Below are 26,260 nucleotides of genomic sequence, written 5' to 3'. Positions count from 1 at the left end.
CTTGGTCGCTAGCGCGGGTCGACGAAGCCGATCTCCTGGGCGACGGTGGCGACGAGCCGGCCGTCCTCCGACCTGACCTCGGCCCGGCAGAACCCGCGGTCGCGGGCGCTCACCGGGGAGACCTGCACAAGGAGCTGCCAGGTGTCGGCGCGGGCGGGCCGGTGGAACCACAGCGCGTGGTCGAGGCTGGCGCCGTACACCGACCGCCCCGCGATCATCTCGGCCCAGTCGAGGCCGTGCGGGAAGAGGACCGGCTCGAACATCGGGAGGTCGGTGGCGAACGCGAGCGCTGCGGCGTGCACCGCCCGGACGTCGGGGAGCCGCGTCGCAGCTCGCATCCACAGCCGGTTGCGCGCCTCCGCGGGCCCGGGCTCCCACGGGACACGGTCGACGTAGCGCAGGTCGACCGGCCAGACCGCCGCGCCCGCGTCGGGGACGGCGGCGCCGAACGCCGCGGCCAGCCGCTCGGGCCGGCCGGGCAGCGTCGCCGGAGCCGGGACGGGCCCGGTGGGACCGTCCTCGTGTTCGAGGTGCCGGCGGAGGCCACCGGGGGCGTGGAATGAGGCCGTCGCGGTCGCCAGTAGCCGCCCGTCCTGCTCGGCTCTGACCAGCCGTGTCGACAGGTTCCGCGACTCGCGCAGCCGCTCCACCGAATACGTGACGGGCCGGCTGTGGTCCCCGCCTCGCAGGAACGTGGTGTGCAACGAGTGCGGCTCCCGCAGCGGGTCCACGGTGGCCGCGCCGGCCAGCAGGGACTGGGCCGCGACCTGCCCGCCGTACAGCCGCGGGAAGGCCGACGGTGCCGGGCCGGCCTCGAAGGCGTCCCCGCCCCGTGGCCGGATCGTGAGCACGTCGGTCCACCACCGGTCGAAGTCGGTGGTGGTGGTGGAGACCGTCATGACGCCCTCTGCGACGGCGCGACCCCGCCGAGGAGCGCGGGGGCGAGCTCGCGCCACGCGTCGAGCGGGACGTCCCGCCGGTCGGCCGTCAACACCTGAACGCACACGTGGTCCGCTCCGGCGTCCACGTGCTCCTGGGCCCGCCGCACGATCGTCTCCGCGTCGCCCCACGCCACGACGCCGTCGACGAGCCGGTCGCTCCCGCCGTCGTCGAGGTCGGCCTGGTCGAACCCGGTGCGCAGCAGGTTGCGGCTGTAGTTGGGCAGGTCGAGGTAGGGCCCGAGGTGCGTGCGCGCGACCGCGCGGGCCCGCTCAGGGTCGGTGTCGAGAACGACCTTGAGCTCGGGGGCGAGCATCGGTCCCGGTCCCAGCGCCTGCCGGGCGAGGCGGGTGTGCTCGGCGCCGGTCAGGTAGGGGTGCGCCCCGAGCGAGCGCTCCCCGGCCAGCTCCAGCATCCGCGGGCCGAGCGCGGCGAGCACGCGCTGGCCGGCCGGCACCGGCTCCGGCGCCGCGTCGAGCGCGTCGAGGTAGCGCCGCAGGGCGGACAGCGGCTTGACGTAGGGCCGGCCGGCGACCGTCTCGACGATCGACGCGTGGCTGGCGCCGAGTCCGAGCAGCATCCGGCCGGGGTTCCGGCGCCGCGTCCCGGCGTGCCACGCCGCGGTGTCGGCCGCGTCGTGCATCCAGATGTTGAGGACGCCGGTCGCCACGACGATCTCGCGGGTCGCCTCGAGTGCGGCGTCGACGTCGGCGAAGAGGTCGCCGCCGGCGCCGCCGGGCACCCAGACGGCGCCGTACCCGAGACCCTCCAGGTACGCCGCGCGGTCGCGCACCTTGGCCTGGTCGCGGCTGCGCAGCTGCGGGGCCCAGACCCCGATCGTCCCCAATCGCATGCGTCGCATGGTAAACCAACAGTGTTGGATAGGGAGGGGTGGTCAGAGTGACGCGCGAGCTGGGTCCAGCGCAGCGCCGCCCAGCTCGGACCCGACGTGCGCGTGAACGCGATCGCGCCCGGCGTGGTCGACACCGCGTTCCTGGAGAAGCGTTCCGCTCTTCCGGGGCCGCTGAGCGGCGTCGCGAACCGCCCGCTACCCGGCCAGCCGGACCGTACCGGACTCGGCGAGCAGGTCGATCTCGTCCGCGCCGAATCCAGATTCCTCCAGCACCGCGCGCGTGTCGGCGCCCGGGCTCGCGGGGGGCGGGCGCAGCCGCCCGCCGCCGCCGGAGAGCCGCGGCGCAGGAGCGGCCGCGAGCGTCCCGTCAACGTCGGTGATCGTCCGGCGCTGGCGCAGGTGGGCGTCGTCGGCCAGCTCGTCCAGCGTGAGGACGGGCGAACCGCAGCCGTCGACGTCGGAGAACACCGCGGCCCAGTGCGAGCGGGGCTTGCGGCGAAAGGCCTCCGCGACCTGTGCGCGCAGCTCCGGCCAGCGGGCCGGATCCATCTGGTCGGCCGGGAGGACGGACTCGAGGCCCAGCGCCGTCAGGAAAGCCGAGTAGAACTTCGGCTCGATCGCGCCCACCGCGAAGTGGCGGTCGTCCGCGCAGGCGTAGACGCCGTAGAACGGCGCGACCCCCGACAGGAGGTGCTGGCCCCGGCCGGCCCAGATGCCGGCGTTCAGCTCGCCCAGCTGCGGGGTGTTGAGCAGCGCGGCGCCGTCGACGATCGCGGAGTCGATCACCTGACCGCGTCCGGTGACGGTGCGCTCGAACAGCGCCATCATGATGCCGAGTGCCGCGAAGAGCGAGCCGCCTGCCATGTCGCCGACGAGCGCGAGCGGGGGCGTCGGCACGTCCTCGGCCGCCCCCAGCACGCCCAGCGCCCCGGCAACGGCGATGTAGTTGATGTCGTGGCCGGCCCGGTCGCGGTACGGACCGGTCTGGCCCCAGCCGGTGATCCGGGTGTAGACGAGACCGGGGTTGCGCGCGCAGAGGACGTCCGGGCCGATGCCGCGGCGCTCCATCGTTCCGGGCCGGTTGCTTTCCAACAGGACGTCGGCACCGTCGGCGAGCCGCATGACGACGTCGGTGCCACCAGGGGCGCGCAGGTCGACGACAACCGAGCGCTTGCCCCGGGAGAAGAAGCGCGCGGGGTCGAACGCCGGACGTTCGGGGCGCTCGACGGCGATGACCTCGGCGCCGAAGTCGGCCAGCAGCATCGAGCAGAACGGCCCTGGACCGAGCGCACTCATGTCGACCACCCGGATGCCGTGCAGCGGGCCGTCGGGGCCAGATGCCGGGTCGGGTCGTGGAGTGCTCATCGATGCTCCCTATCGGACGTTCCAACTCGACAGTACCAAGCAGAGTTAGATTTATGTGTCGTGCGGAGGGCCCCAAGCACCGCCGGCATGCGGGCCGACGTGGACTCAGAACGTGGCGTCGACCGCGTCGAGGAAGGCGCGCAGCCCGCCGGTGAAGACGTCGTTGTCGTCGCCAGCCACCATGTGCCCGGCGCCGGCCACGTCGATCAGGCGTGCGGCGGGGATGAGATCCAGCAGCTCCTGGGCGCCTTCCGGGCTGACCACGTTCGACAGGACCCCTCGGACCAGCAGCGTGGGCACCGTGATCGCGGATGCCGCGGCCCGCGCCCGTGCGTAGCGGTCGGCGGCGTCCGCGGCGGCGCGGCCGGTCCCGTCCCGACCCTCGACGAGCCGCGGATCCCAGTGCCAGTAGAGCTTGCCGTCGCGCTCCCGGAGGTTCTTGCGCAACCCGTCCGGGTTCGGCGTCGTCGACCGGTGCGGGTTGTAGGCGACGACCGCGGCGACGGCCTCCTCCATGCTGTCGAAGCCGGCCAGGCCGCGGCGCATGAACGACGTGATCTCTGCGACGCCTTGCGTCTCGACCCGCGGGGCGATGTCGACCAGCACGAGGCCACGGGCCAGCCCCGGGTCCTCGCCCTGGGCGACCAACGAGGTCAGGCCGCCCATCGAGGCGCCGACCAGAACGGGCCGGGCGGACAGCGACTCGACAGTGCGGTGCAGGTCGGCGACGAGCGCGTCCATGCCGTAGTCGCCGTCCGGCGCCCGGTCGCTGTCGCCGTGACCGCGGGCGTCGACGGCGACGGCGGTCCAGCCGTGGCGGGCCACGTCCCGACCGGTGGTGCGCCAGGAGTGCCGGGTCTGCCCGCCGCCATGCAGGAGCAGGACGAGCCCGTTGGCCGGGCCGGACGGGTCCCACCGGTCCGCGGCAAGCAGGACGCCGTCACCGGGCAACGTGATCTCGGTCGGAGAAATCATGGGGTCCTTCGGGGCTGAGGGTGCCGCCTTACCATACATAGATCGGTTACCGTGGTCGCTGGGTCGACCCCTCCGCGCGCTGCGGCACACGGCCGCCGCCGCGGTCGGCTGAGCCGTCCGCGCGGCGGCACGCGCCGAACAATGAGGGCCCGAGCGAGGGAGGCCCCGATGTGGATGAACGACAGGTGGAGGCCGGGCGGCGGGGGCCATCGATGGCCGACGAGCTGACGACGATCTTCCTCTGCGGCGACGTGATGCTCGGCCGCGGCATCGACCAGATCCTGCCCAACCCCGGTGACCCGGCCCTGAAGGAGCGGTTCGTTCGGGATGCCCGTACCTACGTGGATCTCGCGGAGGCTGTGAACGGCGCCGTCCCTCGTCCCGTCGACTTCTCCTGGCCATGGGGGGACGCCCTCGGTGTACTCGACGAGATCGCCCCGGACGTGCGCGTTGTGAACCTCGAGACGGCGATTACCTCCTGCTCCCGCTTCGCGCCGGGAAAGGGCGTCCACTACCGGATGAGCCCCGCGAACCTACCGTCCCTCTCGGTCGCGCGGCCCGATGTCTGCGTGCTGGCGAACAACCACGTCCTTGACTTCGGTCGTCAGGGGCTCGAGGACACACTCGAGGCGCTGACTGGGGCAAGGCTGTGTCCAATCGGCGCGGGACGCGACGGGCCCGGCGCCTGGAGACCCGCCGCAGTGACGCTCCCAGGAAGCGGGCGCGTACTGGTGTTCTCGTTCGGAACCACGTCGAGCGGCATCCCGGAGAGCTGGGCCGCGACCGACCGGCGGCCGGGTGTCGGCTTCGTGCGGGACTTGTCGGACGCGGCCGCCGACGAGATCGTCGACCGAGTGCAGCAGTGCAAGGAATCGGATGACCTCGCGATCGCCTCCATCCACTGGGGATCCAACTGGGGCTATCAGGTCCTCCGCGAGCAGGTCCGCTTCGCCCACCGGCTCGTCGACGGCGGTGTGGACATCGTGCACGGGCACTCCTCGCACCATCCCCGCCCCATCGAGGTGTACCGCGGCAAGGTGGTCCTGTACGGCTGCGGTGACTTCGTCAACGACTACGAGGGCATCAAGGGGTACGAGGAGTACCGCCATGACCTCCGGCTGATGTACGTGGTCGCCGTCCGGCCGGGGACCGGTGAGTTGGCCGGAGTGCGGATGGCCCCGATGCGGGCCTGCCGGATGCGGCTTCGGCGCGCTTCGAATGCCGAGGCGATGTGGCTGCAAGGCGTGCTCCACCGTGTCAGCCGTGGCTTCGGTACGCGCGTCGCTCTCGAAGCGGACGGCATGCTCGTCCTGAAGTAGGCGGAGCGGAGCGGACGCGAACCGGGCGGCGCAGGTGCGGGTGGGCTGATGGCTCTCGCGCCGGGCCACAGGGCCGTACTGAGTCTCGAGGGCGTAGGACACCGCGGAGCAGCGAAGCTGACGACGCCCTCGCTGTCGATCAGTCAAGATCGTGTCGCCCGATGGCGTGCAGATATGATCGATGCCGACCGTCGGCCGGTTCGAAAGCGCGCAGCAGGTCTACCAACTTGGCTAGATGTCCGGCTGCAGTCACTTTCCGCTCGGCCAGTGCGAGACGTCGTACATGTCCTTGGATGTGAAGAAGACCGGCATTCCTCGACCTTCCGAGAGGCTAGCCGTCCGACTGACTCGTGGGGCAACCATCGGGCTCATCTCTGAATCGCCTGATCGTTTCCGGAGAGCAGAGATACTTCAGGCGCGCCGGCGGACGACCTCATCGGTGAGCTGTGGGGCGACTGTGAACAGATCGCCGATGACGCCGTAGTCGGCGATCTCGAAGATCGGCGCCTCCGGGTCCTTGTTCACCGCGATGATCCTCTTGGAGGTCTGCATCCCGGCCCGGTGCTGGATCGCCCCGGAGATGCCCAGCGCGATGTACAGCTGCGGGGACACGGTCTTGCCGGTCTGCCCGACCTGGAACTGGTGCGGGTAGTACCCGGATCTACGGCTCCCACACCGGGTCGCCACTATCTGCCGGGCCCCGTGTTGATCAGTGGGGACGCCGGCAGAAGTGCCCGGCTGCATAACGGCCCACTTCAGCTGGATCGACGCGACCCGGTCACACGTGTGCCTTCTTCCCCTTCTTGGGCTTCTTGCCGGAGCGGCCGTCCCGGGCCGCGAGATAGGGGTCCAGGGCGGCACCCTTGGGCGCCTCCGTCTCCAGCTCACGCCTGGCCGTCGCGAGGTTCGCCCTGGTCTCGTCGCTGACGGTCGGGTACCGGGGGTCGATCCCGATCAGCGTGTGGGCGAGCACTGCGGCGGAGCAGATCCGGGCGAACCACTTGCGGTCGGCGGGCACGACGTACCAGGGCGCCCACTTCGTGCTCGTCGCCGACAGCATCTCCGAGAAGGCCCGCTGGTAGTCGTCCCACCGCCGGCGCTCCCGTACGTCGGCCGCCGAGAACTTCCAGTTCCGTTCCGGCTCGTCGATGCGCCGGAGGAAGCGGATCCGCTGCTCCTCCTTCGACAGGTTCAGCAGCAGCTTCACCAGCGCGATCCCATTGTCGGTCAGGTAGCGCTCCCAGTCGTTGATCTCCCGGTAGCGGCGCTCCCACACGTCGTCGCCCTTGGCCGACTTCGGCAGCTTCTGGCGGTCCAGGTTCTCCGGGTGGACCCGCACCACGAGGACCTCCTCGTAGTGCGACCGGTTGAAGATCCCGATCTCGCCCCGGGCCGGCAGCTTGCGCACGTACCGCCACAGGTAGTCGTGATCGAGCTCCTCTGTTGACGGGACCTTGAAGCCGCTGACGCGCACACCCTGCGGGTTCACCCCGCTCATGACGTGACGGATCGTGCCATCCTTGCCCCCTGCGTCCAGGGCCTGCAGGCACAGGAGCACGCCGTGGGTGCCCTGGGCAGCGAGGCGTCGCTGGTAGTCCGCGAGCAGCGTGACGCCCGTCTCGAGGAGGGCGACGCCATCCTGCTTGCGCAGGAAGTCGGCGCGGTAGCCCGGGTCGAAGTCCTTCCCCAGGTCGACCCGCGACCCCGGCCTCACCCACAGCGGGTCGATGAACTCCGCGATCCGCGCGGCACGCTCGTCGGTCATTCGTGAGCCCGCCTCTCCCGTGGTCGAGCAGTCGCGCCCCGCCGCCGTGCCTGGCGCGCCTCGCGTCAGCGTGCAGCGCCGAGAGGAGTTCGACCTCGCCCGGTCAGGGTGAACGAACCACCCTTCCGAGATGAGGCGTTCGCGGCGATCCTGGAGACCGCGTTGGTGCCGCCGTTCCTGTCCGAACCCCTGAAAGAGACCCCGACCGCCTTCGATCGATCGGGGAACCCCTGGCGGGAGAACCGAGCCTCCGCTACACCGATGCCTCGGGGGCGTCCGCCGATCTCGGCCGCGAGTGGGGCTTCCGCGCAGCTGTCGGCGTGCCGATCAGCGTCGAGCGTCGGCTGTGGGGCGTCGTAGTCGTGGGATCCGTCCGGGAGCCGTTGCCGGCCGGCACCGAGTCCCGGCTGGTCGGGTTCACCGAGTTGGTCGCCACCGCGATCGCCAACGCCGAGGTCCAGGCCGCGCTGGCCGCCTCGCGAGCGCGGATCGTGGCCGCCGCCGATGCTGCCCGCCGCCGCATCGAGCGCGATCTGCACGACGGCGTGCAACAGCACCTGTTCTTCCTCAGCGTGCAGATCCGGACCGCGCAGGCTGCGCTGCCACCCGGCGCCGGCGAGGCGGCCGCCGACGTCCGCGTCAACGGGCGGCTGCCCGAGCCGATCGAACTGGCCGGCTACTACTTCGTTGCTGAGGCGCTGACGAACGCCGCCAAGCACGCGCAAGCCTCGGTTGTCGACGTCGGCGCGGCGGCCGGCGAAGGTGTGCTGCGGATCGAGGTGCGCACGACGGCCGCGGCGGCGCCGGTGCCGCGGACGGGTCCGGTCTCGTGGGCCTCACCGACCGGGTGGAGGCCCTCGGCGGCCGGCTCACGGTGCACAGCCCAACCGGCGCGGGCACCGCCCTGCAGGTGGCGCTCCCGCTGAATTTCTCCCCCGAGCCGGGACTGCTCACGGCCGGCACCGGCGGCGCGGAAGGCTGACGGCTGGTCGGCCCGTCCGCCGAAGGCGGTGGTCACCCGGTGCAGGCAAGACGACCACCGACCGAGACATCCTTGGAGCCGAACTGGGGGCGTGTCCCTGGGTGTCGGTGGCGTCCTGGTAGGACGTCGTCGAGGGTGGCTCGGGCCGTGCTGCGTCAGGAGGTTGAAGAAGATGTGGCCGAGGATGTCGAGACCAGCCCGGCGGCTCCGTCCCAGGGCCAGATGCAGCCACCGTGGCCGCACCGCACCAAGGAGACCCAGCATGGCGAAGTACCTGCTTCTCAAGCACTACCGCGGCGCCCCCGAGTCCGCGAACCCCGTCCCGATGGACCAGTGGACCCCGGAGGAGGTCGAAGACCATGTGCAGTACATGAACGACTTCGCTGCCCGGCTCGAGACCACCGGTGAGTACGTCGACAGCCAGGCGCTCTCGCCTCAGGGCACGTTCGTCCGGTACGACGGGGAGGGTCGGCCGCCGGTCACCGACGGGCCCTTCGCGGAGACCAAGGACCTCATCGCCGGTTGGATGGTGATCGACGTCGACACCTACGAGCGCGCGCTCGCGCTCGCCGGCGAGCTGTCGGCAGCCCCCGGAGCGGGCGGCAAGCCGATCCACGAATGGCTCGAGCTGCGCCCGTTCCTGGGCACACCGCCCACGGTCACCGAGTGACCGCGCCGGCCAGGGAAGATCGGCTGATGGACGAACTGCTGCTGAGGGAGCTGACTCCCGCGGTGATCGGCGTCCTCGTGCATCGCGGAGTTGATTTCGCGACGGCCGAGGACGCCGTGCAGGAAGCACTCATCCAGGCCGCGCTGACCTGGCCGGACCGGCAGCCCGCCGACCCGAAGGGCTGGCTGGTCACGGTTGCCTGGCGCAAGTTCCTCGACGCCCGCCGCTCCGAGGTCTCGCGGCGCGACCGGGAGCAGCGGGTCGAGGCCGAGCCGCCGCCCGGACCGGCCGAGACCGCAGACGACACGTTGCAGCTCTTCTTCCTCTGCGCCCATCCGTCGCTGACCCCGGCGTCCGCGGTGGCCCTCACGCTGCGGGCCGCCGGCGGCTTGACCACCCGGCAGATCGCCCAGGCGTATCTCGTGCCGGAGGCGACGATGGCGCAGCGGATCAGCCGGGCCAAACGCACGGTCGGCGACGTGCGGTTCTCCGAGCCTGGCGACCTGGCGACGGTGCTACGGGTGCTCTACCTGGTCTTCAACGAGGGCTACACCGGCGATGTCGACCTGGCGGCCGAGGCGATCCGGCTCACCCGGCAGTTGGCGTCGATGACCGATGACGAGGAGACCGCGGGGCTGTTGGCGTTGATGCTGCTGCACCACGCTCGGCGACCGGCGCGGACCAGGCGCGACGGCAGCCTGGTCCCCCTGGCCGAGCAGGACCGCTCCCGCTGGAACACCTCGCTCATCGCCGAGGGCGTTGCGGTCCTGCAGAAGGCTTTGGGCCGGGACCGACTCGGTGAGTTCCAGGCCCAGGCCGCCATCGCCGCCCTGCACGCCGACGCACCGCGCGCAGAGGAGACCGACTGGGTGCAGATCGTCGGCTGGTACGACGAGCTGCTCCGGCTCACCGGGAGCCCGGTCGTGCAGCTCAACCGGGCCGTCGCGATCGGCGAGGCCGATGGCGCGAAAGCCGGCCTCGCGGCCTTGGCCACGGTGGACCCTGACCTGCCCCGACACACCGCCGCCTCGGCGTACCTCCACGAGAAGGTGGGCGACCTTCGGACCGCCGCACGGTTGTATGCCGACGCCGCCCGGTCCGCCCCCAACCTCGCCGAACGTCACCACCTCACCCGGCAGGCAGCGCGGATCAGTCAGGCACTGCGTGGGTGAACCTGTTGGTCAACCACTGCACAAGGCGACCCTCTCGCGGTCCGTGCTTTCATCCGTGCCATAGGGGATCAGCTGGTCCACCTCGCCCCACCAGACCCGCAAGGGGCCGAGCACGGCGAACCGGAGCTGCCGAAGGGAATCCGGCATGGTCCCTGCGTGCACCGGCGCACCCTATCCAGCGGTCCCACGCAAGATCGAACTCGACCTCCGCCCGGACCCTTCAACGAGCCCGCTCCCGTCAGGGTGTCGCCGTTGCTCTGAGCACGACCACCGATCGAGGCCCGACTGCCACCATGTCGCCGGCGGCCGCCTTGACGGAGACCTCGTTCGCCACCGGATCGAAGGTGTCGATCTCCCGCTGCCAGGTCTGGCCGGGCCGGGTGGGCGGGACGGTGAAGTCGAGCGGCTCCCACCAGGCGTTGACCAGTAGCAGGAAGTCGTCGTCGATCATCAGGCTGCCATCGGGCGCGACGTCGGGCGCATCGGCGCCGTCGAGGTAGAGCGCGACGCTCCGCGCGTCGGGATTCTGCCAGTCCGCCGCGCTCATCGGGGTGCCGGCCGGGGTGAACCACAACAGCTCCGCGGCCTCCGCCCCGACCAGGAACCTTCGGCGCCGGAACACCGGGTGGGACTGCCGGAGGGCCACCAAGCGCCGGGTGAATGCCAGCAGGTCCTCGTCCACCGCCGACCAGTCGAACCAGGTGATCGGGTTGTCCTGGCAGTAGGCGTTGTTGTTGCCCTGCTGGGTGCGGCCGAGCTCGTCCCCGCCGACGATCATCGGGATGCCGAAGGACAGCAGCAGCGTGGTGAGCAGGGCCCGGCTCTGGCGCCCGCGCAAGGCGAGGACCTCGCTGTCGGTGGTGGGGCCCTCGACACCGCAGTTCCACGAGCGGTTGTCGTCGGTGCCGTCCCTGTTGGCCTCGCCGTTGGCCTCATTGTGTTTGCTGTCGTAGGACACGAGGTCGGCGAGCGTGAAGCCGTCGTGCGCGGTGATCATGTTGACCGACGCGGTCGGCCGCTGCCCGGCGCCGCCGTACAGGTCGGCGGATCCGGTGAGACGGGTGGCGACGTCGCCGAGGAGCCCACCGTGGCTGCGCCAGAAGTCGCGCATCGTGTCCCTGTAGCGGCCGTTCCACTCCCGCCACAGCGGCGGGAAGCGGCCGACGTCGTAGCTGTCGGCCTGGCCCACGTCCCAGGGCTCGGCGACCAGCTTGGCCCGCGACACCACGGGATCCTGGGACACCAGGTCGAGGAACGCCGAGACCCGGTCGAAGCTGCCGTACTGGCGCGCCAGCGTGGGCGCGAGGTCGAAGCGGAAGCCGTCGACCCGCATCTCCGTCAGCCAGTAGCGCAGCGAGTCCATGATCAGCTGGAGGGCCAGCGGGTCGCCGGCATCGATCGAGTTCCCGCAGCCCGTCGTGTCGACATAGCGTCGGGGATCGTCCGGCTGCAGCCGGTAGTAGGCCTCGTTGTCCAATCCGCGATGGCACAGGGTCGGGCCGGTGTGGTCGCCCTCGGCCGTGTGGTTGAACACGACGTCGAGCAGCACCTCGAGTCCGGCGGCGTGCAAGGCGTCGACCATGGCCTTGAACTCGGCGACCTGGCCGCCCGGGTGTCCCGCCCGCACCGCGGCGGAGTAGCCGGCGTGCGGCGCGAAATAGCCGATCGTGTTGTAGCCCCAGTAGTTGGTCAGACCGCGATCGGGGAGGAAGGCTTCGGGCACGCTCTGGTGCACCGGCAGCAACTCGACCGCGGTCACGCCGAGATGCAGCAGGTGGGCGATCGCGGCCTCGTGGCCCAGCCCGGCGTACGTGCCACGAAGCTCCGCCGGAACTCCTGGGTGGGCGGCGGTGAACCCCTTGACGTGGACCTCGTAGATGACCGTGTCGGCGTACCGGCGCTGCGGGACGGGCTCCGTGGTCCACTCGTAGGCCGGGTCCACGACCAGGCTGCGCGGTACGTGTGCGGCCGAGTCGAGCGCGCTGGGTTTGTCGGGGTCGTCGGGCGCGTGGCCGAGCACCTCCGGCCCGAACCGGACCTCGCCGGTCGTCGCCCTCGTGTAGGGGTCGAGCAGCAGCTTGGCCGGGTTGCAGCGGACCCCGCGGCCCGGATCGTACGGGCCGGTCGCGCGGTACCCGTACGCCTGCCCGGCGCCGACGCCCGGCACGAACGCGTGCCAGACGCCGCCGTCGCGATCCGGCATCGGGATCCGGATCTCCGCACCCTGATCGTCGAACAGGCACAGCAGCATTCCGTCGGCGACTCCCGACGCGACTGCGAAGTTGGTGCCGCCGTCCCGGACGGTGGCGCCCAGCGGGAACCACATGCCGGGTCGCGCTGCCCAGGGGGTGCTCACGCCGCTCACTGCTGCGGCCCTTCCGGACCGGACGATTCCCGGAGGGCGTCGCCGACGGAGGACACCGCTCCGTGCCGTCGTCTGATCACGTCGGCCACGAGCCCGGTCCAGCCCGTCTGGTGCGCCGCGCCGAGCCCGGCGCCGTTGTCGCCGTGGAAGTACTCGCTGAACACCAGGTTGTCCTTCCAGGCCGGGTCGTTCTGCATCCGCTCGACACCCCCGAAGCACGGACGTCGCCCGTCCGGACCGATCACGAAGATCGAGGTCAGCCGTTCACGCAGATCCGCGATGATGGCGGCCAAGGGCAGCTGCCGGCCGGACCCTGTCGGGTACTCGACCGTGTAGTCGTCGCCGAAGAAGCGGTCGTAGCGCTCCAGCGCGCTGATCACCATGTAGTTCAGCGGGAACCACAGCGGACCGCGCCAGTTGGAGTTGCCGCCGAACATCGCGGTGGTCGATTCGGCGGGTTCGTAGTCGATTCCCGCCCGTACGCCGTCGACCTCGAACTCGTACGGGTGCTCGCGGTGGTAGGCGGACATGGCCCGCAGCCCATGGGGCGAGAGGAACTCTGCCTCGTCGAAGAGCTTGGCGAACAGCCGCTCCAGCCGGTCGATGCCGACGACACCGAGCAGCATTCCCCGCTGTCCCGGCGCGCCCCGGAGGAGGCCGGCATCGGCGAGCTTCTCCCGGTTGTCCAGGCCTTCACGCTCGAGGAACTTCGCGAAGTTCTTGGCGACCAGCAGTGCCCGGTCGAGCATCGCCTCGTCGATGACCCCGGCGGCCAGCATGGGAATGATGCCCACCATGGACCGGACCTTGACCGGCACAGCCGCCCCGTCCGGGGTGACCAGGCGGTCGTAGAACAGCCCGTCGGTGTCGTGCCACAGCCCTTGGTCGGCCATGGCACCGCGGATCGCCGCGAAATGCTCGAGGAACTTGAGGACTAGATCGGCTGCCGGACGGCGCCCGCCGCGGTGCAGGAAGAGGGCAATGGTGCCCATCGAGAGGGCGTAGTACGCCATCCAGCCGGTCGCGTCGGCCTGCTGAAGCGTGCCACCGACCGGTAGATGGGAGCGGTCCAGCGGGCCGATGTTGTCCAGCCCGAGGAACCCGCCCTCGAACAGGTTCGACCCGGCGGCGTCCTGCCGGTTGACCCACCAGGTGAAGTTCACCAACTGCTTGTCGAACACCTGACTGAGGAAGTCGAGGTCGCGGCAGCCGTCGATGACGAACACCTCGAGCGCGGCCCATGCCTGTACCGGTGGGTTGACGTCACCGAAATCCCATTCGTAGGCCGGCAGCGCCCCGTTCGAATGCTGAAACCATTCGCGGGAGAGCAGGATCAGCTGGTATTTCGCGAACGCGGGGTCGACATGGGCCAAGGCGACGCAGTGGAATGCCAGGTCCCAGGCGGCGAACCAGGGATATTCCCATTTGTCGGGCATCGACATGATGTCGAACGCGTCGAATCCGCGCCACCTGGAATTGCGGCCGCCGAGCCGGGAGTCCGGCGGCCGGGGTTGGGTGGGGTCGCCGTCCAGCCAGCGCGCCACGTCGTAGTAGTAGAGCTGCTTGCTCCACAGCATCCCGGCGAAGGCCTGGCGCATCACGACAGCCTCGTCGGCGGAGGCACTCGCGGGCGTCAGCTCGGCGTAGAACTCGTCGGCCTCGGCCCGGCGCCGGGCGATCACCTCGTCGAAGTCCGGTCCCAGCGCCGTGGCCGGCTCGACCACGGAGCCGGCGGGGCGCAGCCGCAGCCGCAGCTCGACGGTCGCGCCCGCCGCCACGGTGATCTGGTGCCAGAACGCGCATTTCGTCCCGCGCCGGTCCGGATTGACCGTGGGCGCCCCGGTCACGACATGGTCGTTGATCCCGTCCTTGGGGTACGGGGTGGTGGACCGGACACCGAAGAGGCGCTCGTCGTTGGTCTCGTTCTCGCAGAACAGTGGCGCCGCCGGTGCGCCGTCCGGGCCGGGGGCGGCCAGCAGTTCCAGCTCGCCGAGGAACGGGTGATGCACCGCGACCGAGCCCGCCCCGGCCGCCTCCAGCCCGGGGCGAGGACTGTCGGCGTCCCAGGACCAGGTGTTGCGGAACCACGCGGTGGGCAGTACGTGCAGGGTGTCCGGATCCGGGCCCGCGTTGGTCACCTGGACGGACATCAGGACGTCCCCGGGATCGGCCTTCGCGTAATGAACCTCGACGATCCAGTAGCGGTCGTTGTCGAAAGCCCCGGTGTCCAGGAGCTCGTACTCAGGATCGAGCTTGCCCCGCCGTCCGTTCTCCCGGCGCAGATCTTCGTAAGGGAACTCTGCCTGCGGATAGTGGTAGCGCCACCGGTTCCAGGCGTGGCTGGGCACGGCGTCGAGGTACCACCAGTACTCCTTGACGTCCTCGCCGTGGTTCGCCTCGGCGCCCGTCAGCCCGAAGGCGCGCTCCTTGAGAATCGGGTCGCGCCCGTTCCACAGCGCCAGGCCGAGGCACAGCCGCTGCTCGACGTCGCAGAACCCGGCGAGACCGTCCTCTCCCCACCGGTATGCCCTGGACCGGGCGTGGTCGTGCGGGAGGTATGCCCATGCCTCGCCGTCGGCGCTGTAGTCCTCGCGGACCGTGCCCCACTGCCGCTCGCTGACGTACGGCCCCCAGAGGTACCAGTCGTCCGCCTGGCGCAGCCCGTCCTCGAGCTTCCCGAACCCGCGCGCCCGTTCCCGCTCAGTCCCCACCGTCGTCCTCCGTCCGGTCATGCGCCATCGCCGCTCGGGGGACGATATGGACGGGTGCGCGGCCGGACCCTCATCCGAGGAGGGTGAGCAGGCACCACCTTCGATGTACAACTCGTGGCGGGGTGACATCGACAGCGGGGCGCTGAACGCCCGGGACGGCCGGCGGGGGACGTGATCCCGTCGGTGGATACGGGGGCCTACCCGTGCTCGTTCTCGGTTGCAGCAGCCGCGGGCCAACCGATCGCAGGCCGCCTTCTGTACGACTGGTGACGATGCAGCCGCGGCCGCGTGGCATGGATGTGCACCGCGTAGGCGGCCCAGCCTGCCACGGAAGGCACGAGCCAGCTGCTGGCCCGGTAGATCAGCACGACCATCGCGGCCCGACCGGTGGGGACGCCGGCAGCGACCAGGGTGCCCAGCAGGCCGACCTCGGCCAGTCCCGCCCCGCCCGGGAGCACTTGCAGGGCGATGCTGGCCTGCACGACGAGAAAGCCGACGACCAGCGCCGGCCACGGCACGTACGGGAGCATCGAGAACGCAGCGACGGCCAGATTGGCGAAGTCGACCAGCCACGACAGGACCGTCACCCCCACCACCCGCGACCACTGAATCGGGGTGGGCCGAAGCAGCCCCAGCCGGGCCACGACACGGTTGGTCATGCCGTCCAGATCTGCGACCCGCCGATCGCGACAATCCGTGCACCGAGTGGGGACGAAACGGTCGAGCCACAGCACAGGCCGGAGCACAGTTCGTAGCACGGGCGGATGCGTCACCAGTGTCCACACACCGACTGCTGCCCCGCCGACCAGCACCACGACTATCGCGGCGACCTGAACAGATATCCGCCCGATCGCAGCCACAGCGATCGCGGCCAGCACGATCAGGCATAACGTGTCCAGGACGCCGGCGAGCAACACCGCCCACGCAGACAGGCCGGAGTCGACACCGCGGCGGCGGAAGCGACTGATCGCATAAGCGACAGACCCCGCCCCGCCCACGACGGGCACGGTGTTGGCGATCGCGTTCTCGCTCAAGGTGATGGACTGCACGACCCGGACCGGGAGCCTCGCGCCCCCCACCGCAAGCAGCTGGCGGTGCAGCTCCGCGTACACGGCGACCGCCGCCAGCCCCAGCACCAGCGACGCAGCCACCCACTCCCAGCGGATCTCGTGCAGCTGCCCTCCAGCGGCCACGACCGAGCGGACGAGCGCCGGAGCCTGGAAGGACACGTACGCCAAGGCCGCTACGACCACCAGCCAGTGCAACACCGTTTTCACAACTTCAACGGTACGAGCCGCGCAGGCGGGCACGCCGGTGATTCGGAGAGGCCGGCGAGCACGTCACCGGTAGCAGTCGCCACATGCGGCCACCCGAATGCCGCCGCTGCATCCCCGTCGGTGCCCGATGCCGTCAGGCAGACTGGGACGATCGACCGAGAGTGCGCGTAGGGCAGGAACAGTGGGCGACGGGTCCGTGACCGAACAACCGACGGTCGCGACGGCCGAGCGGCAGCCCCCGATGCCGACGGGACGGAATCCGCGCGACCTGGTCGTCCTGCTCATCGCGGCCGGCGTCGTCGTGCTGTGCGCGCTGGCCGCCCGGGTTCGGGTCGTCAACCCGGTCGAGGTGGCGATCTTCCAGCAATTCGCGCAGATCCCTGCGGCGTCGACGACGGTGTGGCGGGTCCTCACCTGGGCAGGTAGCTGGGCCGGAATCGCGGCGGTCACCGCACTTGCTCTCTACCTCAAGCGGATCAAGCTCGGTCTGCAGTGCGCAGCGGCCGGAGCGCTCGCCTGGGGCCTGGTCCAGGTGATCGACGGCATGGTCGGTCGACGGCCGGTGCCGGCGGAGCTGCTCGGTGATGCCGGGTTCCGGCTGCTGGGTCCCGAGGGCTTCGCCTTCATGGCGACCCAGTCCGCCGTCACCGCGGCGATGGTGGCCGTAGCTGCTCCTTTCCTGCCCAACGCGAAGTACCGTGCCGCCGCGTGGGCGGTGGCGATTCTCGTCGCTGCCGCAGACGTGTATCTCGGCAACAGCCTGCCGCTAGGCGCATTCGCCGCGGTTTTCCTCGGGTGGGGGATCGGCGCGATCTTCCAGCTCGTGTGGGGCGCGCCCGGCCGCCGGACGTCCGAGCCGGCGGTGTTCCGGGCGCTCGAACGCGCTGGGCTGACGCCGGTCGAGGCGGTTCCCATCCGGACCCGCATGCGGGAACCACTCGAGTTCGGCGTGACCACCGAGTCCGGTGACAAGCTGCGTGTCGAGGTGGTCCGACGGCTGCATCGTCGCGGCGGCGCCTGGTACAAGCTGCGACGGCTCCTGGCCTCGCTCGAGATCGAGCCCGAACCACGGTTGTCGACCCCGTACCACGAGGCCGAACACGAGGCGCTCGTCACGCTGTTCGCACAACGCGCTGGACTGCGCACCCCACCCATTGTGCTGACATGTGAGACCCGGTACGGCGCCCCGCTGCTTGTCCGCCGTCAGATCGAGGGCCGTCGGCTGACGGAGCTGTCCGGCGACGAGATCGACGATCCGTTGCTGGACGCCATCTGGCTCCAGGTCGCCGCGCTCGGTGAAACCAGGATCGCCCACCACGATCTGCGCGCGAAGAACGTCTTCGTCGACACCGAGGGCAACCCGTGGCTGCTCAACTTTACCCTCGGCACCATCGGTGCCTCAGCTGATCGTGCCGCGCAGGACCTCGCCGAGGCGCTGATCTCGATCGCCTCGCGGGTCGGCGTCCAGCGCACGGTTCGCAGCGCGTGCCGGGTCCTGCCTCCCGACCGGCTCGAGCCGGCGCTCGCCTACCTGCAGCCGCTGGCGTTACCGCGACGGATCCGCAAGCAGCTCGGCCAGGACCGCTATGTGCTGACCGACCTGCGCGAGACGCTCGCGGAGCAGATCGACCGGCCTATACCGACCTTCCGATCACCGGTTCGGCCGGCCACGCTTGTCGGCCTGCTGCTGCTCGGCGCGGCCGTATACACAATCCTGCCGCAGCTCTCCAGCATGCGGGCGGTGATCGACTCGCTGTGGCACGCACACTGGAGCTGGCTGGCCCTGGCCACGTTCACCGGGTTCATCGCGATTGTGCTCAGCAGCATCTCGATCATCGGCTCGAGCTCGACTCCGTTGCCGTTCTGGCGCACCACCGCCGTGCAGCTCGCCGCCGCGTTCACCGGACGCACGACCCCGGGCGGGATCGGCTTCTTCGGGATCAACATCGCATTCATGGAGCGGCTGGGCATCCGCCGGTCGAGCGCGGTCGGCGTGACGATGTTGAACGTGGCCGCCACGGGCGTCGTCGGCGGGCTCTGGTGCGTGATCGGCGTCTTCGTGATCGGGGCCTCGCGCTTGCTCCTCGGGGCGCATATCCCGCTCGGGTGGCCGGTACTGGTGGCGGCGGCCGCTGTGCTCGTCGTCGCCGCCGCTGTGCTGTGGTCTCCGTTCGGCCGCCGCAGGATCGTCCATCCCGGGCTGCGCGTGACCCGCGAATTGCTGGACGCCCTGCGCCAACCGCTCCGGGCGTTTCAACTGTTCGGCGGAGCCACCGGGTATCTGGTGGTCTCCGGCCTGGGTCTGGCGGCCACGCTGGCAGCATTCGATCGGCATGTCCCCGTGCCGGCGGTGATCGCGGTGTTCGTGATCGGCCAGACTCTCGGACACATCGCGCCTATCCCCGGTGGCCTCGGACCCACCGAGGCTCTGATGGTCGGCGGTCTGACGGCATTGGGGATCGCACCGACCGTGGCTGTGGCGACGGTCCTCACCAATCGGCTGCTCACCTACTGGCTGCCGGCGCTACCCGGCATCGCGATATTCCGATATCTGCAGCACCGCGCCATCGTCTGACCGGCGCACCGCTCAAACCCACCGCTGTATCTGCCGCCGAACCAGGCGAGCACCCCCGCACCTGCGGCCAACAGAATCAAGACCGCCCAGTGCGAAGCGCCGTAAGCGGCGAAGGAGCGCGACGGCGGGTCCACCGTACTCAGCAGGCGGGGTTGACGCCGTCGATCTCGACGAGGAGGTGGCGGGGACCGCGCAGGCCCGGACTCGGGCGGTAAGGCGGCGGATCGGCGACGAGCCGGGGGTTCTTGAGCCGGCGTGCGAGTTCGGTGAGGGCGATCTGCGTTTCGGGCCGGGCCAACGGGGCGCCGAAGCAGTAGTGGGCACCGCCGCCGAAGCCCAGGTGTTCGTTGTGCTCGCGGTCGGGGTCGAAGCGGTCGGGCTCGGGGACGTCGGCCGGGTCGCGGCTGCCGGCGGCGAGCACGAGTGTGACCATTGAGCCCTTGGGGATGGTGGTGCCGGCGACCTCGATGTCATCGAGGGTGTTCCGGTTGTTGGACAGAAACTGCACGGGTGGTTCGTAGCGCAGCAGTTCCTCGACCACCCGGGCAGCCAGGTCGGGTTCGTCGCCGCGGCGTAGCCGGTCGAGCACCTCGGGGTGCCGCAGGAGGGTGAGCATGCCGTTGGTGATGAGGTTGACGGTCGTCTCGTGGCCGGCGACGAGGAGCAGGCCTGCGTTGCTCAGCACCTCTTCGGGTGGCATCGGCGCGTCGGGGCCGTCGCCGCTGAGGAGCCCGGAGAGCAGGTCGTCGCCCGGTTGGCCGTGGCGGGCGTCGAGGAGCTGGGCGAAGTACTGACCGAGCTCGGCGTTCGCCTCGGCCTGTCGGCGCCGCCGCTCCGCGAACCCTCCGGTGGTCGGGTCGGCGGCTTTGATGACCGCGTCGGACATTGCCTGGAATCGCGGTTCGTCGTCGCGTGGCACTCCCAGCAGTTGGCAGATCACCGTGACCGGGAACGGATAGGCGAAGTCGTCGACGATGTCGACCCGGGTGGTGCCCGACCGGTCGTCGCTTGCGAAGTCGTTGATCTCGCTCGTCACGATCTCGAGCATGTTGGGAATCATGCTGTCGATGCGACCGGGGCGGTGCGGCGGCCCGAAGTTCCACGTCAGCAGGCGCCGGATCCGGTCGTGTTCGGGCGGATCGAGGCGGATGAAGTTGGGCGGCAGCTCGGGAGGGCCCTCCGGGGGCGCTTGCGTCGGCGCGTCCGCGCCGAGGTCGGGGAGGTGGCGCGGGTCTGAGCTGAGTCGTGGGTCGTGGAGCAGGGCGACGATGTCCCGGTAGGTGCTCACGACGTAGCTCCCGTCCTCCGCCGCCACCACGGGTGTCTTGCGCAGCTCGGCGTAGAGCGGGTACGGGTCGGCCCGGTTGGGTTGGTCGAGGATCTGCTGCCAGATGCTGGTCTGGGCCATGATGGCGGCCTCCGTGCACGTGAGGTCTGGACGTGGGGTGGCTGGGGCAGGGGTCACAGGTACGTTCTGTGGACGAACGTGGCCCGCCGTTCGCTGGGTCCGTGGCCGGTCACCACGACGGTGGCCTGCGGGGTGGGCCGGTCTGGGACCTCGGCCGCGACCGGGCGTCCGTCGGTGGGCTGGTCGAGGGTGTGGAAGGCAGGCGGGAACGGCGCCGCCCGGTCGATCAACCCCGCGTAGAACTCCAACCACTTGGCCTGGTTGAACGCGACCGCTGCGGTGATGCGCCCGCGGTAGCCGTAGGCGGCGACGAAGCGGCGCTCGGCCACCGATCCCTGGGCGATGACGACCTGGTCGGCATGGGTGGGAACGCCGACGGACTTGATCTCGGTGCCGAACTGGGTGGACCAGAACTCCGGTAGCGCCAGGTGCGGCCAGCGCCCGCTCTCGGCGCTGATCATGTTGTGGGCGGCGATCCCCGCCTGCGCGACGGCGTTGCCCCAGTGCTCCAGGGCGAGATATTGGTAGTCGTAGACCGGGTGTGGGCAGCGGGCCACGTCGCCTGCGACGAACACATCGTCGGTGACGACGCCGTTGACGTCGACAGCGCGGCACCCCGCATCGCATGCCACCCCCCAGACCCCGGCCGCCAGCCCCGACCCGTCCAGCCATTCGACGTTGCGGATGCTGCCGAGCGCGGCCACCGCCACGTCGACGTCCAGGGTGCTGCCGTCGGACAGCCGGGCCCGCCGCAGCCGCCCGCTCCCGTCGCCTTCCAGCGCCTCGACTCGGACGCCGCACCGCAGGTCGACCCCGTGGTCGCGCTGCATCTGCGCCGCGACACCGCCGATCACCGCGCCCAGCGCCCCGACCAGCGGGGCCGCGCCCCGCTCGACCACCGTTACCGGCACGCCCAGCTCGCAGCAGGCGGAGGCGACCTCGGAGCCGGTGAACCCGGCACCGATGACCAGCACCCGCCCGGGTCCGGCTGCCAGCCGCTGCCGCAGCTCGTCCGCGTCGTCCGGGGTGTGCAGCGCGAACAACCCGTCGAGCCCGGCCTCAGCCTCGTTCGGCCACGGGCGGGCCCGCACCCCGGTGGCGATGAGCAACCGGTCGAATCCCACCTTGTCGCCGTCGGCCAGGTGCACCTGCTTGCCGCTCAGGTCAAGACCCGTGGCCGCGACTCCCAGCCGCCAGTGCGCGTCGAACTCGTCGTGGCGGGGCAACGTGGTCTGCCGCGCCGGAACCTGGCCCATGAGGACCTGCTTGGACAGCGGCGGCCGGTCGTAAGGGGGGTAAGGCTCGTCCCCGATCACGGTCAGCGAGCCGGTGAAGCCTTCCTTGCGCAGCGTCGAACCGGCCCGCATCCCAGCCAGGGACGCCCCGACGATGACGATGCGCCCGGAGCGCTTGAATGCCTCCTCAGGGCCTGCCGTTGCCACGGGCGCCCCGGCTCCGGCCTGCTGGTGCCGGGCGTCCTTGCGGTCGAGGTAGATGGCCTGGACCGGGCAGGCCGCCGCGGCCCGCACGATCCTGTCCCGCTGCGCGTCGTCCGGAGCGGGGTCATACAGCAACGCCTCGTCGCCGCGCATGGCGAACACATCCGGCGCGGCGAAGGCGCACTGCGCATATCCCTGGCAGCGCGTGAGATCCACGACGATCTTCATGTGGACGCCCCTTCCGAACCCAACGGATCGGCTGCTTCGTCTCACCATCGCGCACGGACGCCGTAACGCCGACGCCTGCTCTCTCAGCCGAGCGCGGCACGGCGGGGACCACATTCGCCGGGTCCGCGCTGCCCGGGCCGCGGGTCGGTCGTCTCAATGTACCGCCGCCGATGCAGATGACGGCGCTGTTGAGGGTGACGATGTCAGCAGCCAGCGGGGGTGGCAGCGCTGAACCAGCTCGCTACGTCTTGTTCTTCACAACGCCGGCAGTGGGGAGCAAGTCTCGCTCCAGGAGGGCATACGCCTCGGCGAGATCGCGGATTCCAGCCGGGCTGTTGCCCACGGTCGGAGCTGACTTGATGATCGCCTTGAGCACGGCCTCGCGGGCTTGCTCGCTGAGACTCTGATCGGCCATGACAGCTGAAACTACTCGTCGGCTCGCGGGGCGGAGGACAATTCTGTCCACCACTCTGTCCACCACCCCAACTCAATCGGCTTCTGCGACGTGATCGACAGAGCAGGAACATCGGGGCACCGGCTCACAGCATTGTTCAGCGGCTCGTCGCACCCGACCGAACGTCAACCGATCGGAGGACCACCTATGCCCCACACCGAACGCTGCATCCGATGCGGGAGATATGTACAGGTCGAGTCCTCCGAGTTCATCGACTGGGAGACCGCCACAGACGGCTCCGTCATCTGCCCCGGATGCCTCACTCCCTCCGACAGCCCACAGCCCGACGGTTCAGGCCTCCGGACCGAAGGCGCGGACGAGGAGATCCTCCGCGATCTCGATCCGGACAATGACGACAGCCGCTAGAACCGCCGACGCAACGACAGAGGCGAGCGGGGTGAGGTCGAACGTGTTCGTGGTCGGGCTCGATGAGCACAACGCCCGGATCCTGCACGAGCTGCCGGACGCCGCGGAGTACCGCTTCCACCCGTTGCTGAGCTTCGAACAGCTGCGGAATCGGGCGGAGATCCCGCTGCCGGATTTGTTGGACGCGGCGCAGGGCCGGGTGGAGTCGTTCGACGGCCCGGTGCACGCCGTCATCGGCTTCTGGGACTTCCCGGTCAGCACGATGCTGCCGATCCTCTGCCGGCGCCTCGGGCTGCGCTGGACCAGCCTCGAGTCGGTGGTGAAGTGCGAGCACAAGTATTGGTGCCGGCTCGAGCAGCGGCAGGTGATCGACGAGTACCCGCGGTTCGGACTCGTCGACCTCGACGGCCCGGCGGAGCTGCCCGCGGGCCTACGCTATCCCGTGTGGCTCAAGCCGGTCCGGTCGTTCTGCTCCGCGCTGGCGTTCCGGGTCGAGAACCACCGACAGCTGCGCGCCGCGGCCGCGGCGATCCGCGAGGGCGTCGGCCGGGTCGGGACGCCGTTCCAGTTCGTGCTCGACCAGCTCGACCTGCCACCGGAGATGACCGGTGTCGGCGGCAGCGCCTGCCTGGCCGAGGAGGCGGCCGTGGGCGCGCAGGTGACGATCGAGGGGTTCAGCTTCCACGGCGACGTCCGGGTGTACGGGGTGGTCGACTCCATCCAGTGCCCCGGCATCCCCAGCTTCCTGCGCTACCAGTACCCCTCGGCACTCCCGTCTGAGGTCACTGCCCGGATGGCCGACATCTCCCGCCGGGTGATCCGGCGGATCGGGCTGGACGACATCACGTTCAACATCGAGTACTTCTGGGACGCCGCCCGGGACACGATCACCCTGCTGGAGGTGAACCCGCGGCACTCCCAGTCACATGCCGAGCTGTTCGCGCGGGTCGACGGCGTCGCCAACCACCACTGCATGCTGGCGCTGGCGCTGGGCCGCGAACCTCGGATGCCGCACCGCGCGGGCCGGGACGCGGTGGCCGCCAAGTGGTTCGTGCGGCACCGCTCCGACGGGGTCGTCCGGCGGGTGCCCAGCGCGGCGGAGATCGAGCGGGTGCGGCACGCGGTGCCGGGCTGCGCCATCGACGTCGCGGTGCGCCCCGGCGACCGGCTCTCGGAGCTGCGCGACCAGGACAGCTACAGCTACCAGCTCGCCAGCGTCCACGTCGGCGCCGCCGACGAGGAGGAGCTGACCCGCAAGTTCGAGCGCTGCGTCGCCGGGCTGCCGTTCGAGATCGACGCCGCCGGGCCGGGCTGAGCCGACATGCACATCGTGCGCCGGTTCCCGTATCCGGTCCGAGAGGACACCCGGGTCGAGATCCCACTCGCGGACGGAACCCGCCTCGCCGGCCGGATCTGGCGCCCCGTGGCCTCAGAGGCCCAGCCGGTACCGGCGATCCTCGAGTTCCTGCCCTACCGGCAGCGCGACCTCACCGCCGTCCGCGACTCGATGCACCACCCCTACCTGGCCGGGCACGGCTACGCCTGCGTGCGGGTGGACCTGCGTGGCAGCGGCGACTCGGAGGGCGTGCTGACCGACGAGTACCTGGACCAGGAGCTGGCCGACGCCGAGGAGGTGCTCGGCTGGATCGCCGCGCAGCCCTGGTGCACCGGCCGGATCGGGATGATGGGGATCTCCTGGGGCGGGTTCAACGCGCTGCAGGTGGCCGCCCGCCGCCCGCCGGGCCTCGACGCCATCGTCACCGTCTCCTCCGCCGACGACCGCTACGCCGACGACGTGCACTACATGGGCGGCTGCCTGTTGAGCGACAACCTGTCGTGGGCCTCGACGATGCTCGCCTACAACTCCTGTCCCCCCGACCCCGCGGTGGTCGGCGACCGGTGGCGGACGATGTGGCATGACCGGCTGCGGGGCAGCGGGCTCTGGCTGGAGCGATGGCTGCGCCACCAGCGTCGCGACGGGTACTGGCGGCATGGCTCGGTCTGCGAGGACTATGCCGCCATCCGTTGCCCGGTGCTGGCCGTCAGCGGCTGGGCCGACGGGTACTCGAACTCGGTGTTCCGGCTGCTTGCCGCCCTCGACGTCCCGCGCATGGGGCTCGTCGGGCCGTGGTCGCACAAGTACCCGCACCTCGGCCAGCCGGGGCCGGCCATCGGGTTCCTGCAGGAGCTCGTCCGGTGGTGGGACCACTGGCTGCGCGACGTCGACAACGGCGTGATGAGCGAACCGATGCTGCGCATCTGGATGCAGGACACCGTTCCGCCGTGGACGGCCTATGCCGAGCGACCCGGTCGCTGGGTCGCCGAACCGTGCTGGCCGTCCCCGAACGTGCAGCAGGTGCGCCATCCGCTGGGGGACCACCGCATCGGGCGGCCGGGCATCGGAACCCCGGCCGGAACGCCGGCCGCGCTCACCGTGCAGTCGCCGCTCTCGGTCGGCCAGTTCGCCGGCAAGTGGTGTTCCTACAACGCCCCGCCCGACCTGCCCTACGACCAGCGCGAGGAGGACGGCGGCTCGTTGATCTTCGACGGCGAGACGCTCACCGAACCGGTCGAGCTCCTCGGCTGCCCGGCGGTGGACCTCGAGTGCGCCGTCGACCAACCGGTCGCCATGCTCGCGGCCCGGCTGTCCGACGTCGCACCCGACGGCCGTGCCACCCGCATCAGCTACGGCCTGCTGAACCTCACCCACCGTGACGGGCATGACCGGCCCCGGGCCCTCGTTCCCGGCGAGCGGTACCGGGTGACGCTGACGCTCAACGCCATGGCCCAGTCGTTGCCGCCCGGGCACCGGCTGCGGCTGGCGCTGTCGACGTCTTACTGGCCGCTGGCGTGGCCGCCGCCTGCCTCGGTCCGGGTCACCGTGTTCCCCCGCTCCAGCGCCCTGGTGCTCCCGCTGCGGCCGGCCCCGGCGTCCGGCCGCGACGTGCCCGTGGGATCGCTCGGCGAACCGGAGAGTGCGCCGCCCCTGTCCACCACGCAGCTGGAACCCGGCCGGCAGCAGTGGACGGTGACCCGCGACCTGGTCGGCTACGAGTCCACCCTCGAGGTGGTCAAGGACCTCGGCGTGGTGCGCTTCCCCGGCATCGACCTGGACGTGACCCGCCGCGCCCGCGAGCGCTACAGCTGCATCGCCGACGACTTCGGCTCAGTCTGCGGAGAGAGCACCTGGACCATGGGCTTCGCCCGCAACGGCTGGACGACCGAGACGATCACGCGCACCGTACTGACCTCCAGCCCCACGGAGTTCTCCCTGTATGCCCAGCTCGACGCCTACGAAGGATCCGAACGGGTGTACGCCGACAGCTGGCGACGCACCATTCCGCGCGACCACGTCTGACCCCGGGGAGAGCCCGGCCTCCGGGCCGTCACGCCAGCA

19 protein-coding genes and 1 pseudogene are annotated in these 26,260 nt (G+C 70.7%); 8 read left to right on the top strand and 12 right to left on the bottom strand.

The window, feature by feature from the left end; all coding sequences use genetic code 11:
* Positions 1 to 8: 8 nt before the first annotated feature.
* From ABD143_RS17255 to ABD143_RS17240, 4 genes are all read right to left on the bottom strand, one after another.
* The gene (locus ABD143_RS17255) at positions 9 to 899 is read right to left on the bottom strand and encodes an acyl-CoA thioesterase (protein ID WP_343978841.1); all 891 of its coding nucleotides are present in this window, start codon (positions 897 to 899) and stop codon (positions 9 to 11) included.
* Positions 896 to 1,792 (bottom strand): LLM class F420-dependent oxidoreductase, encoded by an 897-nt coding sequence (locus ABD143_RS17250; RefSeq protein ID WP_343978838.1) that lies wholly within the window; start codon positions 1,790 to 1,792, stop codon positions 896 to 898. The genes ABD143_RS17255 and ABD143_RS17250 overlap by 4 nt, the downstream gene beginning before the upstream one ends.
* Before the next feature lie 195 nt (positions 1,793 to 1,987).
* Entirely contained in the window at positions 1,988 to 3,157 is a 1,170-nt protein-coding gene (locus tag ABD143_RS17245; RefSeq protein WP_343978835.1) for a CaiB/BaiF CoA transferase family protein, read from the bottom strand.
* Between the two features lie 105 nt (positions 3,158 to 3,262).
* A complete protein-coding gene (locus tag ABD143_RS17240; RefSeq protein ID WP_343978832.1) occupies positions 3,263 to 4,132 on the bottom strand; it encodes an alpha/beta fold hydrolase in 870 nt (289 codons plus the stop codon).
* 170 nt (positions 4,133 to 4,302) lie between these two features.
* On the opposite strand from ABD143_RS17240, the gene ABD143_RS17235 reads away from it, so the two are divergent.
* Positions 4,303 to 5,451, top strand: a complete 1,149-nt coding sequence (locus ABD143_RS17235; RefSeq protein WP_343978829.1) for a CapA family protein — start codon at positions 4,303 to 4,305, stop codon at positions 5,449 to 5,451.
* 411 nt (positions 5,452 to 5,862) lie between these two features.
* Here ABD143_RS17235 and ABD143_RS17230 read toward each other — a convergent pair whose 3' ends face one another.
* Positions 5,863 to 6,195: an electron transfer flavoprotein subunit alpha/FixB family protein gene (locus ABD143_RS17230; RefSeq protein ID WP_343978826.1), complete on the bottom strand. Its 333-nt coding sequence runs from the start codon at positions 6,193 to 6,195 to the stop codon at positions 5,863 to 5,865.
* Between the two features lie 34 nt (positions 6,196 to 6,229).
* The gene (locus ABD143_RS17225) at positions 6,230 to 7,216 is read right to left on the bottom strand and encodes a polyphosphate kinase 2 family protein (protein ID WP_343978823.1); all 987 of its coding nucleotides are present in this window, start codon (positions 7,214 to 7,216) and stop codon (positions 6,230 to 6,232) included.
* A 194-nt stretch (positions 7,217 to 7,410) separates the two neighbouring features.
* Between ABD143_RS17225 and ABD143_RS17220 the strand changes: the two are divergent.
* The 4 genes and pseudogenes from ABD143_RS17220 to ABD143_RS17205 form a co-directional block, all read left to right on the top strand.
* Positions 7,411 to 7,653 (top strand): annotated as a pseudogene (locus ABD143_RS17220) (GAF domain-containing protein); the annotation flags it as partial.
* A gap of 54 nt (positions 7,654 to 7,707) precedes the next feature.
* Entirely contained in the window at positions 7,708 to 8,142 is a 435-nt protein-coding gene (locus ABD143_RS17215; RefSeq protein WP_343979113.1) for a histidine kinase, read from the top strand.
* A 318-nt stretch (positions 8,143 to 8,460) separates the two neighbouring features.
* Positions 8,461 to 8,868 (top strand): YciI family protein, encoded by a 408-nt coding sequence (locus ABD143_RS17210; protein ID WP_343978820.1) that lies wholly within the window; start codon positions 8,461 to 8,463, stop codon positions 8,866 to 8,868.
* A gap of 26 nt (positions 8,869 to 8,894) precedes the next feature.
* A complete protein-coding gene (locus ABD143_RS17205) occupies positions 8,895 to 10,040 on the top strand; it encodes an RNA polymerase sigma factor (protein ID WP_343978817.1) in 1,146 nt (381 codons plus the stop codon).
* A 238-nt stretch (positions 10,041 to 10,278) separates the two neighbouring features.
* Here the strand turns inward: ABD143_RS17205 and glgX are convergent, their stop codons facing one another.
* From glgX to ABD143_RS17190, 3 genes are all read right to left on the bottom strand, one after another.
* A complete protein-coding gene (gene glgX / locus ABD143_RS17200) occupies positions 10,279 to 12,396 on the bottom strand; it encodes a glycogen debranching protein GlgX (protein WP_343978814.1) in 2,118 nt (705 codons plus the stop codon).
* 5 nt (positions 12,397 to 12,401) lie between these two features.
* Complete coding sequence (locus ABD143_RS17195) at positions 12,402 to 15,116, bottom strand: MGH1-like glycoside hydrolase domain-containing protein (protein WP_343978811.1); 2,715 nt, start codon at positions 15,114 to 15,116, stop codon at positions 12,402 to 12,404.
* Between the two features lie 197 nt (positions 15,117 to 15,313).
* The gene (locus ABD143_RS17190; protein WP_343978808.1) at positions 15,314 to 16,393 is read right to left on the bottom strand and encodes a lysylphosphatidylglycerol synthase transmembrane domain-containing protein; all 1,080 of its coding nucleotides are present in this window, start codon (positions 16,391 to 16,393) and stop codon (positions 15,314 to 15,316) included.
* A gap of 196 nt (positions 16,394 to 16,589) precedes the next feature.
* Between ABD143_RS17190 and ABD143_RS17185 the strand changes: the two genes are divergently transcribed.
* Positions 16,590 to 18,968, top strand: coding sequence for a lysylphosphatidylglycerol synthase domain-containing protein (locus tag ABD143_RS17185; RefSeq protein ID WP_343978805.1), 2,379 nt, complete (start codon positions 16,590 to 16,592; stop codon positions 18,966 to 18,968).
* A gap of 139 nt (positions 18,969 to 19,107) precedes the next feature.
* Here the strand turns inward: ABD143_RS17185 and ABD143_RS17180 are convergent, their stop codons facing one another.
* The 3 genes from ABD143_RS17180 to ABD143_RS17170 all read right to left on the bottom strand — a co-directional run bounded on the left by ABD143_RS17180 (position 19,108) and on the right by ABD143_RS17170 (position 22,458).
* Complete coding sequence (locus ABD143_RS17180) at positions 19,108 to 20,376, bottom strand: cytochrome P450 (protein ID WP_343978802.1); 1,269 nt, start codon at positions 20,374 to 20,376, stop codon at positions 19,108 to 19,110.
* Between the two features lie 53 nt (positions 20,377 to 20,429).
* Positions 20,430 to 22,043: an FAD-dependent oxidoreductase gene (locus tag ABD143_RS17175; RefSeq protein WP_343978799.1), complete on the bottom strand. Its 1,614-nt coding sequence runs from the start codon at positions 22,041 to 22,043 to the stop codon at positions 20,430 to 20,432.
* A gap of 241 nt (positions 22,044 to 22,284) precedes the next feature.
* Positions 22,285 to 22,458: a hypothetical protein gene (locus ABD143_RS17170; RefSeq protein ID WP_343978796.1), complete on the bottom strand. Its 174-nt coding sequence runs from the start codon at positions 22,456 to 22,458 to the stop codon at positions 22,285 to 22,287.
* A gap of 436 nt (positions 22,459 to 22,894) precedes the next feature.
* Here ABD143_RS17170 and ABD143_RS17165 point away from each other — a divergent pair, with 436 nt between their 5' ends.
* Together ABD143_RS17165 and ABD143_RS17160 are read left to right on the top strand one after the other, a co-directional pair.
* Entirely contained in the window at positions 22,895 to 24,178 is a 1,284-nt protein-coding gene (locus ABD143_RS17165; protein ID WP_343978793.1) for an ATP-grasp domain-containing protein, read from the top strand.
* Between the two features lie 6 nt (positions 24,179 to 24,184).
* Positions 24,185 to 26,221, top strand: coding sequence for a CocE/NonD family hydrolase (locus ABD143_RS17160; protein WP_343978789.1), 2,037 nt, complete (start codon positions 24,185 to 24,187; stop codon positions 26,219 to 26,221).
* The last annotated feature ends 39 nt before the right edge of the window (positions 26,222 to 26,260 follow it).

The organism is Pseudonocardia aurantiaca, assembly GCF_039526725.1.
Classification (GTDB): domain Bacteria; phylum Actinomycetota; class Actinomycetes; order Mycobacteriales; family Pseudonocardiaceae; genus Pseudonocardia; species Pseudonocardia aurantiaca.
This window is presented reverse-complemented; position numbering and strand designations above follow the sequence as displayed.